Raw genomic sequence first — 13,005 nt, 5'->3', positions numbered from 1 at the left:
AGGTGTTGACCCAGCTCCGCGCCAAGGGCTCGCTCGATAAGCGCCTTTTTGAACGCCATCGACGCATCCTGAATCGCTTCGGCGCTCATTGGGCCTTTAACGAACTGATCAATCAGCTCTTTCGGGACCGAAGGAAACTGGGGTTTGACCTCCGAGGCCGGTTTCTTTTTGGTCGGCATACATGCTCCTTTTCAACATGTTATGCCCGAACACAAAATTTCTGACAGTCTCACGTTGGCAGCTCCAATGACTCTAGGAGCTTCACCATGATCAAACCAACACCCAACCCACCCGAAACCGACCCCACCTCCCCCTACGAATCCCTCGATTCAAAAAAACTCCACGAAGCCGCCGACCGCGCCCTCGATCACTACCTCTGCCCACCCAGCTCCACCCCACCGCCACGCAAAACCCGCCGGATGTACGCCGTCACCGCCGACTTCAAAAACCAGGAGCTGCTGGCCGATGCCAGCGAAACCCTCGCCTCAGCCAGAACCATCGCCCATGACTTCGCCCACCTCATACCCGCGTCGCAGCGCAGGACGCTGTTGGGGATTGCGCAATTGATCATGCTGGGAGAGCTGGCGGTTAATCGGGTGATGGATAATCTGGAGTTGCCGCAGTAGCGACACGCGATGATCGTTCCCACGCTCCTGCGTGGGAATGCCTCAACGGACGCTCTGCGTTCGGCTTTGGAAGGGACGCGGAGCGTCCCGGGCTGCATTCCCACGCAGAGCGTGGGAACGATCACAGGCATAAAAAAACCGCCGCCCCGTTGAATCGGGGCGGCGGTTTTTACGCGGGTTACTTCGCAGTCAAAATCTGCTTGGGTGCAATATTGCCGAAGCTCAGTTGCTTGCCGTTGACGTAGCGCGTACCCCGCAAAACTTGCTCACCTTCGACCTCAACGAAGTCCTCATCCATGTACATCAGCACGACTTTGGTGATCGGCGCAATGACGCCCGGGATCGTCACATCACTTTGCAGCAGATTGAGCGCCCAATGAAACTGGATGACCGGCAGTTCACCGATTTTGATCTGGCAAGTGTCATCCAGCGACTTGAAGTCTCTGCGTGCAGTCACGCGTAGCTTGCGCCCGACCGGCACAAACTTCGGCTTGCCATAACGCACCCGCCGTTGAGGACCGGTCGCCCATTGATCGTTGTAATACCCGGCCGAGGTGAAGAGCCCGAACAACGCCTGGCTGTCGCTGATTTTTCCAGCCGCATCGAACAGGTAGTTGTAGGAGTAGTGGTCAGCCAAACCATCCAGCTCGGGCCTGATGGCGTTGACCGGACTGCCGAGGTAGTCCGGGATATAGGCGTTGGCCATTTGCACAAAGTGGGTAAAGTCCAGATCCATGTCGAAGGTGACCTCGTAACGAATGGAGTTTTCCTTCGGGTTTTCCTCCAACCGCCCCGAAACATACTCCAGGGTCATCCCTTCAAGCTTGCGATAGATACGCTCTGCCATGATCGTGCTCCGAAACTGCGGAGAAATTCCGCAATCCATGTCATCGATTTTCACGGCAGCCGTCTACTGTCAGAACTAACAGGTACAGGGGCATTCCAGACAGACGGTAACCGTCAGAAAACCCGGCGCTGCGGCAAATCATTCTTGAGCGAATCAAGGTGACGACGGATCTGGTAGCCGGGGATTTCAGTAAGGACCACCTTTTGACCCAGATAATTTTCCGCTCTTTTGCCTTTTAAACTCAGTTGTTTAAAAGACACCTCCAGACACGCCTTTGAGGCTACAAATTCTTGCGCCTTTGCCTACAGCTACGCCAGAATCCGCCGGCTTGTGCGCTTTGGGGTCGGGTTCTATTGTGGGTCGGTCGCTGATGAATCAGCGATCGGGTTTAGCGACTCGGACCATCTCAGTGCATCAGCGTTCGTGGCTTCGTTGTGGGACTGTTCGCCCGCAATTACGTTATGGCGGCTGTATGCGGGAGACCTTTGGGTCTACCGGGGTGCCTGTGACCGGTTCGCTAACCTGCGTACAGCTGCCACCTTCACTTGTTTAGCGACAGGGAAAGAGTGGCTCCATAACCTCAGGAGCTTCACCATGATCAAACCAACACCCAACCCACCCGAAATCGATCTCGCCTCCCCCTACGAATCCCTCGATTCAAAAAAGCTCAACGACGCCGCCGAACGCGCGCTCGATCACTACCTCTGCCCACCCGGCTCCACGCCGCCGCCACGTAAAACCCGCCGGATGTACGCGGTCACTGCGGACTTCAAAAACGAGGAACTACTGGCCGATGCCAGCGAAACCCTCGCATCCGCCAGAACCATCGCCCATGACTTCGCCCATCTCGTACCGGCGTCGCAACGCAGGACGCTGCTGGGTATTGCGCAACTGATCATGCTGGGAGAGCTGGCGGTGAATCGGGTTATGGATAATCTGGAGTTGCCGCAGTAGCGACACGCGATGATCGTTCCCACGCTCCTGCGTGGGAATGCCTCAACGGACGCTCCGCGTTCGGCTTTGGAAGTGACGCGGAGCGTCTCGGGCTGCGTTCCCACGCAGAGCGTGGGAACGATCATAAAAAACCGCCGCCCCGTTCAGCGGCTTTGCAATCGATCGCTCAATACCGAAGGATCTTCACTTTTCCATTTTTGCTTTTGGGCAATTCGAACTCGACCTCGCCGCCCACTTTGACGTTCGCCTGTTGGGCATCGGCCAATCGAATGCTGAATCGGTATTCTTTGGCCGTCAGAAAAAAACCCGTGGCCTCAGCAAAGGAAATACATCGTCCCGAGGGCTTCGGCGTGATGGTGCCCCTTCCGGTTTTTTCGTCATAACTGCTGAAAATACCTTTCATTGTCGTGCTCCCTTGCACTCGCTCGCGTGACCGCGTCAGGTTCGCGGCGCCACCTTGCATCAAACTGCAAAATAGCGGCGAGCGCACCTGTCAGAGTTGACAGTAAAGGGGAGTCTCAGACCAATGGCGGCACAGCAACGTCAGGAATCGCGGCGCAGATCCGGCGGAATCGGCAGGTCGTCCTTGAGCGGATCCGGACGCTTGCCCTTGCCCGCGCGGTACTGGCGGATCTGGTAGACGTAGGCCAGGACTTGGGCCACCGCCAGATACAGCCCACCGGGGATTTCCTGATCGAGTTCGGTGGAGTAGTAGATCGAACGCGCCAGCCCCGGCGATTCGAGGAGCATGACGTTGTTGGCCACGGCGATTTCGCGAATCTTCAGTGCGAGGAAGTCGCTGCCCTTGGCTAACAGTATCGGCGCGCCGCCCTTTTCGGAGTCGTATTTGAGCGCGACGGCGTAGTGGGTCGGGTTGGTGATGACCACGTCGGCGTCGGGAATTGCCGCCATCATCCGCCGCTGGGACATTTCGCGCTGGGTCTGGCGAATGCGCTGCTTGACCTCCGGCCGCCCCTCCTGATCCTTGTGCTCGTCGCGCACTTCCTGCTTGGTCATCAGCAGTTTCTTGTGGGCTTCCCAGAGCTGCACCGGCACGTCGACGGCGGCGATGATGATCAGGCCACAGGCCAGCCACAACGCACTCCAGCCGACCAGCGTGACGCTGTGAATGATGGCCATTTCAAGCGGCTCGTGGGCGATCCGCAAAAAGTCGTCGACGTCCGCCGACAACACCGCCAACGCCACGCCCAAGGTAATCAGAAACTTGGCCAGCGCCTTGAGCAGTTCGACCACCGCCTTGAACGAAAACATCCGCTTCAGGCCCGACGCCGGGTTCATCCGACTGAACTTGGGCGCCATGGAGCCCGCCGCAAACAGCCAGCCCCCGAGGGAAATCGGCCCGATCAGCGCCGCCAGCAGCAGGGTGATCATGATCGGCTGGATCGCCAACAGCGCCATCTGGCCCGACTGCAACAGAAACGCGCCCATGGAGCCCTGATCCATGATTACCTCACGGGACAGCGTGAAGTTCAGGCGCATCAGCTCCATCAAGTCTTCAGCCAACATGCCGCCGAACACCAGCAGCGCGCCGGCACCGGCCATCATCACGGCAAGGGTGTTGAGTTCTTTGGAACGAGCGATCTCACCCTTCTCGCGGGAGTCCTTTTTACGTTTTTCCGTGGGGTCTTCTGTTTTGTCCTGACCACTTTCGCTCTCCGCCATGACTCAGCGCGCCCGTGCCAGTTCGCGTAACAACTGCAAGGCCTCGGTGGCCAGCGGTTGATACTGATTGAGAATATCCGCCAGACCAACCCAGACGATGAACAGCCCGAGCACCAGAGTCAGCGGGAAACCGATGGAGAAAATGTTCAATTGCGGCGCGGCACGGGTCATCACGCCAAACGCGATGTTGACCACCAGCAGCGCAGTGACCGCCGGCAATACCAGCAATAATGCAGCCCCCAGCACCCAGCCGAGTTTGCCGGCCAGCTCCCAGTACTGCGCGGTCATCAAACCGCCGCCGACGGGCAGCGTGGTGAAGCTTTCGGTGAGGACTTCGAACACTACCAGATGGCCGTTCATCGACAGGAACAACAGGGTCACGAGCATGGTAAAGAACTGCCCGATCACCGCCACCGAGACGCCGTTGGCCGGGTCGACCATCGAGGCGAAGCCCATACCCATCTGTATCGCGACGATCTGTCCGGCCACGGCAAACGCCTGAAAGAACAACTGCAGGGAAAACCCCAGAACGGCGCCGACCAGGATCTGCTCGGCAATCAGCAGCAAACCGCTGAGATCCAATGGGCTGACCGCCGGCATCGGCGGCAGGCTCGGCGCAATGCACACGGTGATGGCCACGGCGAAATACAAGCGTATCCGGCGCGACACCAGGGTCGTGCCGAACACTGGCATCACCATGAGCATTGAGGCGACGCGAAACAGCGGCAACATGAACGAGGCCACCCAGGTACTGATCTGGGTATCGGTCAGCTGAAGCAGCGATTGCATGGCTTAGCCGATGACCATCGGTATGTTTTTGTACAACTGGATGATGTATTCCATGAACGTCTGCACGATCCAGGGGCCTGCGACGATCAGGGTCACCAGCATCACCAGCAGACGCGGCAGGAAGCTCAGGGTCTGTTCGTTGATCTGGGTCGCGGCCTGGAACATCGCCACCATCAAACCGACCAACAGGCTCGGCACCACCAGAATCGCAACCATCAATGTAGTCAGCCACAGTGCTTCACGAAAGATATCGACGGCGACTTCTGGCGTCATGGCGAGACACCTCCGAAACTGCTGGCCAGGGTGCCGATGATCAGCGCCCAGCCATCGACCAGCACGAACAGCATGATCTTGAACGGCAGCGAAATGATCAGCGGCGAAAGCATCATCATACCCATCGCCATCAGCACACTGGCCACGACCAGGTCGATGATCAGGAACGGGATGAAGATCATGAAACCGATCTGGAACGCGGTTTTAAGCTCCGAAGTGACAAACGCCGGTACCAGAATCGTCAGCGGCGCCTGATCAGGCGTGGCGATGTCGGTACGTTTGGACAGACGCATGAACAGCTCAAGGTCGCTGGAACGAGTCTGCGCGAGCATGAAGTCCTTGATCGGCACCTGCGCCTTTTCCACCGCTTGCTGAGCGGTGAGTTTTTCCGCCAGATACGGCTGCAAGGCATCGTTGTTCACCCGGTCGAACACTGGCGCCATGATGAACATCGTCAAAAACAGCGCCATACCTGTGAGGATCTGGTTCGACGGTGTCTGTTGCAGGCCAAGGGCCTGACGCAGAATCGAGAAGACGATGATGATCCGGGTGAAACTGGTCATCAGGATGACCGCCGCCGGGATAAAGCTCAGCGCGGTCATGATCAGCAGAATCTGCAGACTGACCGAATACTCCTGCGCGCCGTCGGCGTTGGTGCCCAGCGTGATTGCCGGGATCGACAACGGATCGGCGGCGAACGCCAGTGGCGCGGCCAGCAACAGGGCCAGCGTCAAGACGATGCGTAGCGCACCCATTACTTCGTATCCTTCTGATCCTTGCCGAGAATCTTCAGCAGATGCTGAGCAAATTCAGGGGTCGCTTTTTCACGGGTCGCAGGCACTTCGACCGGTTCCTTGAGCACATGCAGCGCGGTGATGGTGCCGGGGCTGAGCCCAAGCAAAATCTGCTCGTTGCCGACCTGCACCAGCAGCAAGCGGTCACGCGGACCGAGTGCGCGTGAACCGATCAGTTCGATCACTTGCCCCTTGCCGGCAGGTCCGGCCTGCTGGACCCGGCGCAACAGCCAGGCAAGGAAGAAGATCACGCCCAGCACCAGCAACAGGCCAAACACCAGTTGCGTCAACTGCCCGGCCACGCCGCTGTTGACCATTGGCGCGGTGGCGGCAGGCACCGTGGTGGCTGTCGACGGTTCGGCGGCCAGCACGCTCAGCGGCAATGCCAGCAAAGCCCAGAGAAACCGTTTCACTCAGCGCAGCTTCTTGATGCGTTCGCTTGGGCTGATCACGTCGGTCAGGCGGATGCCGAACTTCTCGTTGACCACGACCACTTCACCGTGAGCGATCAGGGTGCCGTTGACCAGCACATCCAGCGGCTCACCCGCCAGACGATCGAGCTCGATCACTGACCCCTGGTTCAGTTGCAGCAGATTGCGAATGTTGATGTCGGTACTGCCCACTTCCATCGAGATGGACACCGGGATATCCAGGATCACGTCCAGGTTCGGACCGTCCAGTGTGACCGGGTCGTTATTCTTCGGCACGCTGCCAAACTCTTCCATCGTCAGACGGTCGGAGCTCGATGCGCCGGCATCAGCGGCCAGCAAGGCGTCGATGTCAGCCTGGCCGTCGCCAGTCTCTTCCAGGGCAGCAGCCCATTCATCGGCCAGTGCCTGATCGTCCTGGGCGTTCATATCGTCGTTCATCATTTGTCCTCGGCGGGCAAAAATTCAGCTAAATGTGTGGGGGTGAGAGCGCCGCTTCAGCGACGCTCGATGGGCTCGATTACCTGCAACGCGAGGTTGCCTTTGTGCGAACCCATCTTGACCTTGAAGGCTGGCACGCCGTTGGCGCGCATGATCATGTCTTCCGGCATTTCAACCGGGATCACATCGCCCGGCTGCATGTGCAGGATGTCGCGCAGCTTCAACTGACGGCGAGCAACGGTGGCGCCGATCGGTACGTCGACATCGAGCACGTCCTGGCGCAGGGCGTTGACCCAGCGTTCGTCCTGATCGTCGAGATCGGACTGGAAACCGGCGTCGAGCATTTCGCGCACCGGCTCGATCATCGAGTACGGCATGGTCACGTGCAGATCGCCGCCACCGCCATCGAGTTCGATGTGGAACGTGGAGACCACAATCGCTTCGCTCGGGCCGACGATGTTGGCCATGGCCGGGTTCACTTCCGAGTTGATGTACTCGAAATTGACTTCCATGATCGCCTGCCAGGCTTCTTTCAGATCGACGAACGCCTGCTCCAGCACCATGCGCACCACGCGCAGTTCGGTCGGGGTGAACTCACGCCCTTCGATCTTGGCGTGACGGCCGTCGCCGCCGAAGAAGTTGTCCACCAGTTTGAACACCAGTTTGGCGTCGAGGATGAACAGCGCGGTGCCGCGTAAAGGTTTGATCTTGACCAGGTTGAGACTGGTCGGCACGTACAGCGAGTGCACGTATTCGCCGAACTTCATCACCTGCACGCCACCGACGGCAACGTCCGCCGAGCGGCGCAGCATGTTGAACATGCTGATACGTGTGTAGCGGGCAAAACGCTCGTTGATCATTTCCAGGGTCGGCATACGCCCGCGGACGATGCGATCCTGACTGGTCAGGTCGTAGCTTTTGACACTGCCGGGTTCGGCAGCGTTATCGGTCTGTACCAGACCATCGTCGACGCCATGCAACAACGCGTCGATTTCATCCTGGGACAGCAGATCCTGCACGGCCATGTCGTGTTCCTACTGCAGTACGAAATTAGTGAAAAGCAACTGTTCGATCACCACTTTGCCCAGCTCTTTCTGCGCCACTTCCTGGACGCTGGCTGTGGCCTTCTGGCGCAACATCTCTTGCCCGACCGGGGTCGCCAGAGTGGCAAAATCCTGACCGGAGAAGAGCATCACCAGGTTATTGCGGATCACCGGCATGTGCACTTTGAGCGCTTCCAGATCGGCCTGATTACGCGCCAGCATGGTGATACTCACCTGCATGTAGCGCTGACGGCCGTTCTGGTTGTAGTTGGCGACGAATGCCGGCGCCATCGGCTCGAAAATCGCCGGTTGCTTACCAACCGGAACAGTCTCGGCCGCCTCGGCAGATTTGCTCTGGGCACTGTGCATGAAGAACCAGGTCGCCCCCACAGACGCGCCGATGGCCAGCAGCAATGCCAGCACGATCACAATGATCAGCTTGAGTTTGCCTTTGGTTGCAGGGTCTTTTACTGCTGCTGTTTCGCTCTTCGCCATGCCAATAATCCGTCACTATTCGGGTTTTCACAGTCGCACGGCAAGGCAAGAGCAAGTGTTATGCCAGAAGTGTCGGAGCAAATTGGGAGAACACACAAAACCAATGTGGGAGCGGGCTTGCTCGCGAATGCAGTGTGTCAGCCAACATTAATGTTGAATGTCATTGCGCATTCGCGAGCAAGCCCGCTCCCACAGAGGGTACTGGGTTGTGTCAGGCGTAGTAGTCGACGGCGCTGGAGCCAATCACGCTGGTGGTCTGCGCGGCAGCTTCGGCCACGCTGACAGGCGCCAATTCTTCATCCGCCGAGTCCAGTCGACCACCGGCAGCACTGGTGCGACCGCTTTGGCCCTGCTGCGCCTGATCCTGACCTTGCTGCCCCTGCCAGCCACGGTTCTGGTCAGACACATTGACGTCGACCTGCCCCATACCTTGCTGGGCGAACATCTCGCGCAGACGATGCATCTGCCCGTCCAGCGCCTCACGCACACTCGGGTGTGCACTCATGAACGTCACCTGAGTCTGCTGGTCCGGAACCATATTGACCCGGATATCCAGACGCCCCAGTTCAGCCGGCTGCAACTGAATATCCGCCGCCTTCAGATTGGCGCTCGACAGATACATGACGCGGTTGACCACTTCTTCAGTCCAGCCGCTTTGATGCATGGCGATTGGCTGACTGACCGGCACGACGTTGGCGGTCTTAGGCGTGGCTGCCTGGGTCAGTGCCGCCAGACGGTTGGCGAAGTCGTCGACCCGAGTGTCACTGGTGGCGGATTTGAGGTCTTTGAGCCCGTCGTCGATCAGGCCGCTGAAAGCCTTCTCCCCACCCTGACTGGTACTGTCCTTGTCGGCCTGCACATCGAGCATGCTGGCCATGCCCGCGGCGAAGTTCTGCGCCGAGGTCAATTCACCGTCGGCCTGAGCCTGTGCGGGCGCAGCTTTGGGTTGCGCCTGACTGGCAGAGGAAATGTGTCCGCCCTGCTCCATCGCCATGCGCACCACCGGGAGCGAGTCGAGGGGATCGGCTGCCGGGTCGAAATCACTGTCGGCGGTGGCCGAAGGGTCCTTGACCGCACTGGGCTGCAAGGCTACTGCCGGGGTATCGGTTTTGGTGGAAGGTGTCGCTTCGACAACCGGGGCCGGCCCCACAGGAGCCGTGACGACCGGTTGCACGCTTTCTGCCAGTGCCGGATCGACCGGTGTAGCGTCCGCCACTGGGGCCTGAGCGGTGTCCGGGCTGTCGTCGCTGTTGTTTGTCTTGTCGTCGGCTGCCGGTGTTTTGTCGGCAGGCAAGTCATTGCCGCTATCGGCAACCGTCGGTTGTGCGGCGGCAGCCGAATCCTTGCCAACGTCCGTTTTACCGCTGTTGTCAGCAACCTTGTCACGCGCCGGTTTAATCGCCATGTCGGGGGTTGCGGCAGATTTTCTCGGGCCTTGATCGGCAAACACTTCAGCGAAGCTTGAGGCCTTGCCCCCGGCGTCCAGGGCCATTGCCGACGACTTGGCAGAGGCAGCTTGAGCCTTCGCCTGAGCGGCGCTCTGAAGAAGAATGTTGGGGGTCGCAGGCATAAAACGGTCTCCGCTGCACTGGGATCGTAGGTACAGTTGACCGAGATATCTGCAAGTGCCGGGCCAGTTTTGTCCGGCGCCGAAGAAAAGCGCCGGACGGTGGGAGTCAGTGAGTCAGCGCTTGCTGTCGCTCTTTTTCGTAGACAGCGCTTATAAACTCAAACTCGCCAATGATATCGGCGATCAGTTGGGCAATTTGCGTCGCACTCTTGTCCTTGGCTTCGGCTTCCAGTTCACGACACAGTTCAGCCAATCGAATGGCTCCCATGTTACTGGCACTGCCCTTGAAACTATGGGCAACGTCCGACAGCGCTTTGGCGTCGACGGTGACTTGAAGATCGTCCAGACGCAGCCTGGAGTCGGCCAGAAAGGTATCCAGCAGTTCCGGGTAACCTTCCTCCATGACTTCGCGCAGGACGCTCAGCGTTTCGTGATCCACATGTTCGTCAGTCACTTGCTCACTCCTTGATCAAGAATTGCGCGGATTATGCACCAACCCCCCAGGAAAATTCCACGCGGGCACTACGGCCCTGGTCCGACCAGCTCGCGTTGCGCCCCAATTGGCGGATCAAGCTGACACCACGCCCCGACAGACGGACATCTTCGATTGGCCGATCCATCACCCGGGCAACATCAAACCCCTTGCCACTGTCTTCAACCCGAATGACCAGACAGCCACCTGAACCTTGCGGCTGCACCTGTAGATGTACGCGGACATAACCGTCCTGCAATGCTTCCAGACGCGCATTGCGCTGTTCATAGTAGCGGGCGAATCCGGCAGCATCGCGTTTGAGACTGGAATCCAGCCCCAACACTCCGTGCTCCAGTGCATTGGAATACAACTCGGCGAGCACGCTGTACAACGCGCCGCTTTGCGCTCGCAACCCATGCACTTCGAGCAGCAACTGCAACAGGTATGGCAATGGATTGAAACGCTTGAGCGTAGCGCCGCGAAACTCGAAGCTCACCGACCAGTCCAGCGGGCACGACTGGCCGCTGTCCGAATACATCGGCTGCGAAGGATTGGCCTGCACTGGCTCCAGCAGGCTGATCTCGACCATGCTCACGTCATCACGCGCCTCACCACGAAAATCGCACAGCGCCCGCTCGATATCCTCGAACAACCGATCAGGCTCGCGATTGGCAGCAAACACCTGCTGCAAACGCTCGACACCGAACAGTTGATCATGGGCATTGCTGGTGTCGATCACCCCGTCGGACAACAGGAAAACCCGATCACCGACAGCCATCGGATAGACTTGCGTACTGTCATCGAACGCTTGCGGACTCAGAACGCCCAGCGGCAGATGCTGCGCGGCCAACGGAATACGCTCGCCGCTGGCAATCCGGTGCAGATAGCCGTCAGGCATGCCGCCGTTCCAGACCTCCACCGAACGCCTCTGGAAACTCAGGCACAGCAGCGTTGCGCAGCAAAACATGTCCACCGGCAAAATACGCTTGAGCTTGGCATTCATCTCTCGCAGGGTTTCGGCCAGGCCGTAGCCCTTGGCCGTCATGCCGTAAAACACTTCGGCCAACGGCATGGCACCCACCGCGGCCGGCAAACCGTGGCCGGTAAAATCGCCTAACAGCAAATACATGTCGCCCGCGGGGGTGTGCGCCGCCAGCAGCAGGTCACCATTGAACAGCGCATAGGGCGATTGCAAATAGCGGATATTCGGCGCACTCAGACAACCGGAATGCGCGACCTTATCAAACACCGCTTTGGCGACACGTTGCTCGTTGAGCAAATAATGGTGATGTTTGGCAATCAGGTCACGCTGTTGCAGCACAGTGGCCTGCAAACGGCGCAACCGATCCATCGCCTTGATTTTGGCGGCGAGGATGACCTGGTTGTAGGGCTTCGCCAGAAAGTCGTCACCCCCAGCCTCAAGGCAACGCGCCAGGGCTTCACTTTCGATCAGCGACGTGAGGAAGATGATCGGCACCAGGGTTTCCCCTGCCAGCGCCTTGATCTGTCGCGCGGCCTCGAAACCGTCCATCACCGGCATCATCGCGTCCATCAGGACAAGACTGGGTTGCTGACGGCGGAAAATATCGACGGCTTCGGCACCGTTGGCCGCCGTGAGCACTTCATGGCCCTGACGACGAACGATGGTCGACAGCAGCAACCGGTCAGCGGCGCTGTCTTCGGCGATCAGGATCGTCAGCGGCTCTTGCGCCTGCATGGTCGTCAACTGATGTCGAAGAGCTTGTCAAAATTGGAGATGGCGAAGATCTTGCGCACATCGCAACTACTGTTAACCACCCGCACATCCGAGTGATCGCCGCCCGCGTGATCACGCAGCAGGAGCAGCATGCCTAGTGCAGAGCTGTCGAGATAGGTGGCGTCTTTGAGGTCGACCACAATGGACTCAGGCTTAGGGCTGAGCGTCTCATAAGAATCGCGAAAATCCTTATGACGATCGAAATCGAACCGCCCCTTAATCCAGATCGTCAGTTTTTGACCATCAGGAGATACTTCTCTAACGACTGACATTGACTGGCTTCCTTGTCATTGCGAACGTGTACAAGGTTTAGCACTTGGCATGCGCAGGAGCAAGGCGCAATACACGATCAAATACATGTACGAGCTTGAGGTACTTATTTTTAGTAAGGATCATGTCGGGGTAGACGTTGGGACAACTCGTCGAGCAACTTCTGCTCGCGTTTGTCTTCAAGGCGCTGCGCCTCCTCGCGATAGCGCTGCACCAGTTTGCGCAGGCCTTCAACTTTGGCGAAGGCCTGCTGCCAAGCCTCACGCGCCTTGTCCAAATTATTCTGATGCCAGACCAGGCTCTGGCGCTGCTGATCAACGGCGGTGTCGAGTTGCGCCAGAAACCCCTGAAACCCTAGCAGCCATTGCCCGCTAACACCGGTGCTGCCGCGCACAATCCATTGCTGCGAGTAATCCAGGCGAAAGGCATGCAGGTCGGCGAGCTTGCTTTCGGCTACCTTCACTTGCCCCTGGAAATAGCCCAAACGCTGCACGGCGGTTTTCTCGGCTTGCTCGGCCATGTCCACTACCGGCGCCAGGCGCGCTGCTCGGCTGACAGCCATGG

18 protein-coding genes and 1 pseudogene are annotated in these 13,005 nt (G+C 58.7%); 2 read left to right on the top strand and 17 right to left on the bottom strand.

Annotated features, from left to right (window positions below):
- Nucleotides 1-179, bottom strand: a pseudogene (locus tag AACY11_RS15225) (IS256 family transposase); the annotation flags it as partial.
- An 87-nt stretch (nucleotides 180-266) separates the two neighbouring features.
- Between AACY11_RS15225 and AACY11_RS15220 the strand changes: the two are divergent.
- Nucleotides 267-626, top strand: a complete 360-nt coding sequence (locus AACY11_RS15220; protein WP_339495119.1) for a DUF6124 family protein — start codon at nucleotides 267-269, stop codon at nucleotides 624-626.
- Between the two features lie 178 nt (nucleotides 627-804).
- Here the strand turns inward: AACY11_RS15220 and AACY11_RS15215 are convergent, their stop codons facing one another.
- Nucleotides 805-1,473 (bottom strand): hypothetical protein, encoded by a 669-nt coding sequence (locus AACY11_RS15215; RefSeq protein ID WP_339495117.1) that lies wholly within the window; start codon nucleotides 1,471-1,473, stop codon nucleotides 805-807.
- 113 nt (nucleotides 1,474-1,586) lie between these two features.
- Nucleotides 1,587-1,733 (bottom strand): hypothetical protein, encoded by a 147-nt coding sequence (locus tag AACY11_RS15210; RefSeq protein WP_339495115.1) that lies wholly within the window; start codon nucleotides 1,731-1,733, stop codon nucleotides 1,587-1,589.
- Nucleotides 1,734-2,067: 334 nt separating this feature from the next.
- On the opposite strand from AACY11_RS15210, the gene AACY11_RS15205 reads away from it, so the two are divergent.
- Nucleotides 2,068-2,427 (top strand): DUF6124 family protein, encoded by a 360-nt coding sequence (locus AACY11_RS15205; protein WP_339495114.1) that lies wholly within the window; start codon nucleotides 2,068-2,070, stop codon nucleotides 2,425-2,427.
- A gap of 166 nt (nucleotides 2,428-2,593) precedes the next feature.
- Here AACY11_RS15205 and AACY11_RS15200 read toward each other — a convergent pair whose 3' ends face one another.
- From AACY11_RS15200 to fliJ, 14 genes are all read right to left on the bottom strand, one after another.
- The gene (locus tag AACY11_RS15200) at nucleotides 2,594-2,830 is read right to left on the bottom strand and encodes a hypothetical protein (RefSeq protein ID WP_242209458.1); all 237 of its coding nucleotides are present in this window, start codon (nucleotides 2,828-2,830) and stop codon (nucleotides 2,594-2,596) included.
- A 140-nt stretch (nucleotides 2,831-2,970) separates the two neighbouring features.
- On the bottom strand, nucleotides 2,971-4,110 hold the full coding sequence (flhB, locus tag AACY11_RS15195) for a flagellar biosynthesis protein FlhB (RefSeq protein WP_339495112.1): 1,140 nt from the start codon (nucleotides 4,108-4,110) through the stop codon (nucleotides 2,971-2,973).
- A 3-nt stretch (nucleotides 4,111-4,113) separates the two neighbouring features.
- Nucleotides 4,114-4,899, bottom strand: a complete 786-nt coding sequence (gene fliR / locus AACY11_RS15190; protein WP_122593412.1) for a flagellar biosynthetic protein FliR — start codon at nucleotides 4,897-4,899, stop codon at nucleotides 4,114-4,116.
- A gap of 3 nt (nucleotides 4,900-4,902) precedes the next feature.
- Nucleotides 4,903-5,172 carry a flagellar biosynthesis protein FliQ gene (gene fliQ / locus AACY11_RS15185; protein ID WP_339432599.1) on the bottom strand — a complete coding sequence of 90 codons (270 nt, stop codon included), beginning with the start codon at nucleotides 5,170-5,172 and terminating at the stop codon, nucleotides 4,903-4,905.
- Complete coding sequence (gene fliP / locus AACY11_RS15180; protein ID WP_339432600.1) at nucleotides 5,169-5,927, bottom strand: flagellar type III secretion system pore protein FliP; 759 nt, start codon at nucleotides 5,925-5,927, stop codon at nucleotides 5,169-5,171. Before fliP ends, fliQ begins: the two co-directional genes overlap by 4 nt.
- The gene (gene fliO / locus AACY11_RS15175; RefSeq protein WP_339465204.1) at nucleotides 5,927-6,379 is read right to left on the bottom strand and encodes a flagellar biosynthetic protein FliO; all 453 of its coding nucleotides are present in this window, start codon (nucleotides 6,377-6,379) and stop codon (nucleotides 5,927-5,929) included. Before fliO ends, fliP begins: the two co-directional genes overlap by 1 nt.
- Entirely contained in the window at nucleotides 6,380-6,835 is a 456-nt protein-coding gene (gene fliN, locus AACY11_RS15170) for a flagellar motor switch protein FliN (protein ID WP_401138226.1), read from the bottom strand.
- Nucleotides 6,836-6,891: 56 nt separating this feature from the next.
- Nucleotides 6,892-7,860, bottom strand: a complete 969-nt coding sequence (gene fliM / locus AACY11_RS15165) for a flagellar motor switch protein FliM (RefSeq protein WP_003222890.1) — start codon at nucleotides 7,858-7,860, stop codon at nucleotides 6,892-6,894.
- 9 nt (nucleotides 7,861-7,869) lie between these two features.
- Entirely contained in the window at nucleotides 7,870-8,373 is a 504-nt protein-coding gene (fliL, locus tag AACY11_RS15160; protein ID WP_221731974.1) for a flagellar basal body-associated protein FliL, read from the bottom strand.
- Nucleotides 8,374-8,584: 211 nt separating this feature from the next.
- Nucleotides 8,585-9,943, bottom strand: coding sequence for a flagellar hook-length control protein FliK (locus tag AACY11_RS15155; protein WP_339495111.1), 1,359 nt, complete (start codon nucleotides 9,941-9,943; stop codon nucleotides 8,585-8,587).
- Between the two features lie 106 nt (nucleotides 9,944-10,049).
- Nucleotides 10,050-10,397 carry an Hpt domain-containing protein gene (locus tag AACY11_RS15150; protein ID WP_339432603.1) on the bottom strand — a complete coding sequence of 116 codons (348 nt, stop codon included), beginning with the start codon at nucleotides 10,395-10,397 and terminating at the stop codon, nucleotides 10,050-10,052.
- Nucleotides 10,398-10,428: 31 nt separating this feature from the next.
- Entirely contained in the window at nucleotides 10,429-12,132 is a 1,704-nt protein-coding gene (locus tag AACY11_RS15145) for an ATP-binding SpoIIE family protein phosphatase (RefSeq protein WP_339495110.1), read from the bottom strand.
- Between the two features lie 5 nt (nucleotides 12,133-12,137).
- Nucleotides 12,138-12,443 carry an STAS domain-containing protein gene (locus AACY11_RS15140; RefSeq protein WP_221731977.1) on the bottom strand — a complete coding sequence of 102 codons (306 nt, stop codon included), beginning with the start codon at nucleotides 12,441-12,443 and terminating at the stop codon, nucleotides 12,138-12,140.
- 110 nt (nucleotides 12,444-12,553) lie between these two features.
- On the bottom strand, nucleotides 12,554-13,003 hold the full coding sequence (gene fliJ / locus AACY11_RS15135; RefSeq protein ID WP_339432606.1) for a flagellar export protein FliJ: 450 nt from the start codon (nucleotides 13,001-13,003) through the stop codon (nucleotides 12,554-12,556).
- Nucleotides 13,004-13,005: the final 2 nt, after the last annotated feature.

Source organism: Pseudomonas sp. RA_105y_Pfl2_P56, assembly GCF_963970845.1.
GTDB classification, from domain to species: Bacteria; Pseudomonadota; Gammaproteobacteria; order Pseudomonadales; family Pseudomonadaceae; genus Aquipseudomonas; species Aquipseudomonas baetica_A.
The sequence above is the reverse complement of the archived record's forward strand: the minus strand, read 5'-3'. Positions and strand labels throughout refer to the sequence as shown.

Bases quoted from the DNA above. Each gene is read 5' to 3' on its own strand.
- AACY11_RS15220 (WP_339495119.1), top strand. From the start codon at position 267: ATGATCAAACCAACACCCAACCCACCCGAAACCGACCCCACCTCCCCC.
- AACY11_RS15215 (WP_339495117.1), bottom strand. From the start codon at position 1,473: ATGGCAGAGCGTATCTATCGCAAGCTTGAAGGGATGACCCTGGAGTAT.
- AACY11_RS15205 (WP_339495114.1), top strand. From the start codon at position 2,068: ATGATCAAACCAACACCCAACCCACCCGAAATCGATCTCGCCTCCCCC.
- AACY11_RS15200 (WP_242209458.1), bottom strand. From the start codon at position 2,830: ATGAAAGGTATTTTCAGCAGTTATGACGAAAAAACCGGAAGGGGCACC.
- flhB (WP_339495112.1), bottom strand. From the start codon at position 4,110: ATGGCGGAGAGCGAAAGTGGTCAGGACAAAACAGAAGACCCCACGGAA.
- fliR (WP_122593412.1), bottom strand. From the start codon at position 4,899: ATGCAATCGCTGCTTCAGCTGACCGATACCCAGATCAGTACCTGGGTG.
- fliQ (WP_339432599.1), bottom strand. From the start codon at position 5,172: ATGACGCCAGAAGTCGCCGTCGATATCTTTCGTGAAGCACTGTGGCTG.
- fliP (WP_339432600.1), bottom strand. From the start codon at position 5,927: ATGGGTGCGCTACGCATCGTCTTGACGCTGGCCCTGTTGCTGGCCGCG.
- fliN (WP_401138226.1), bottom strand. From the start codon at position 6,835: ATGAACGACGATATGAACGCCCAGGACGATCAGGCACTGGCCGATGAA.
- fliM (WP_003222890.1), bottom strand. From the start codon at position 7,860: ATGGCCGTGCAGGATCTGCTGTCCCAGGATGAAATCGACGCGTTGTTG.
- fliL (WP_221731974.1), bottom strand. From the start codon at position 8,373: ATGGCGAAGAGCGAAACAGCAGCAGTAAAAGACCCTGCAACCAAAGGC.
- AACY11_RS15155 (WP_339495111.1), bottom strand. From the start codon at position 9,943: ATGCCTGCGACCCCCAACATTCTTCTTCAGAGCGCCGCTCAGGCGAAG.
- AACY11_RS15145 (WP_339495110.1), bottom strand. From the start codon at position 12,132: ATGCAGGCGCAAGAGCCGCTGACGATCCTGATCGCCGAAGACAGCGCC.
- AACY11_RS15140 (WP_221731977.1), bottom strand. From the start codon at position 12,443: ATGTCAGTCGTTAGAGAAGTATCTCCTGATGGTCAAAAACTGACGATC.
- fliJ (WP_339432606.1), bottom strand. From the start codon at position 13,003: ATGGCTGTCAGCCGAGCAGCGCGCCTGGCGCCGGTAGTGGACATGGCC.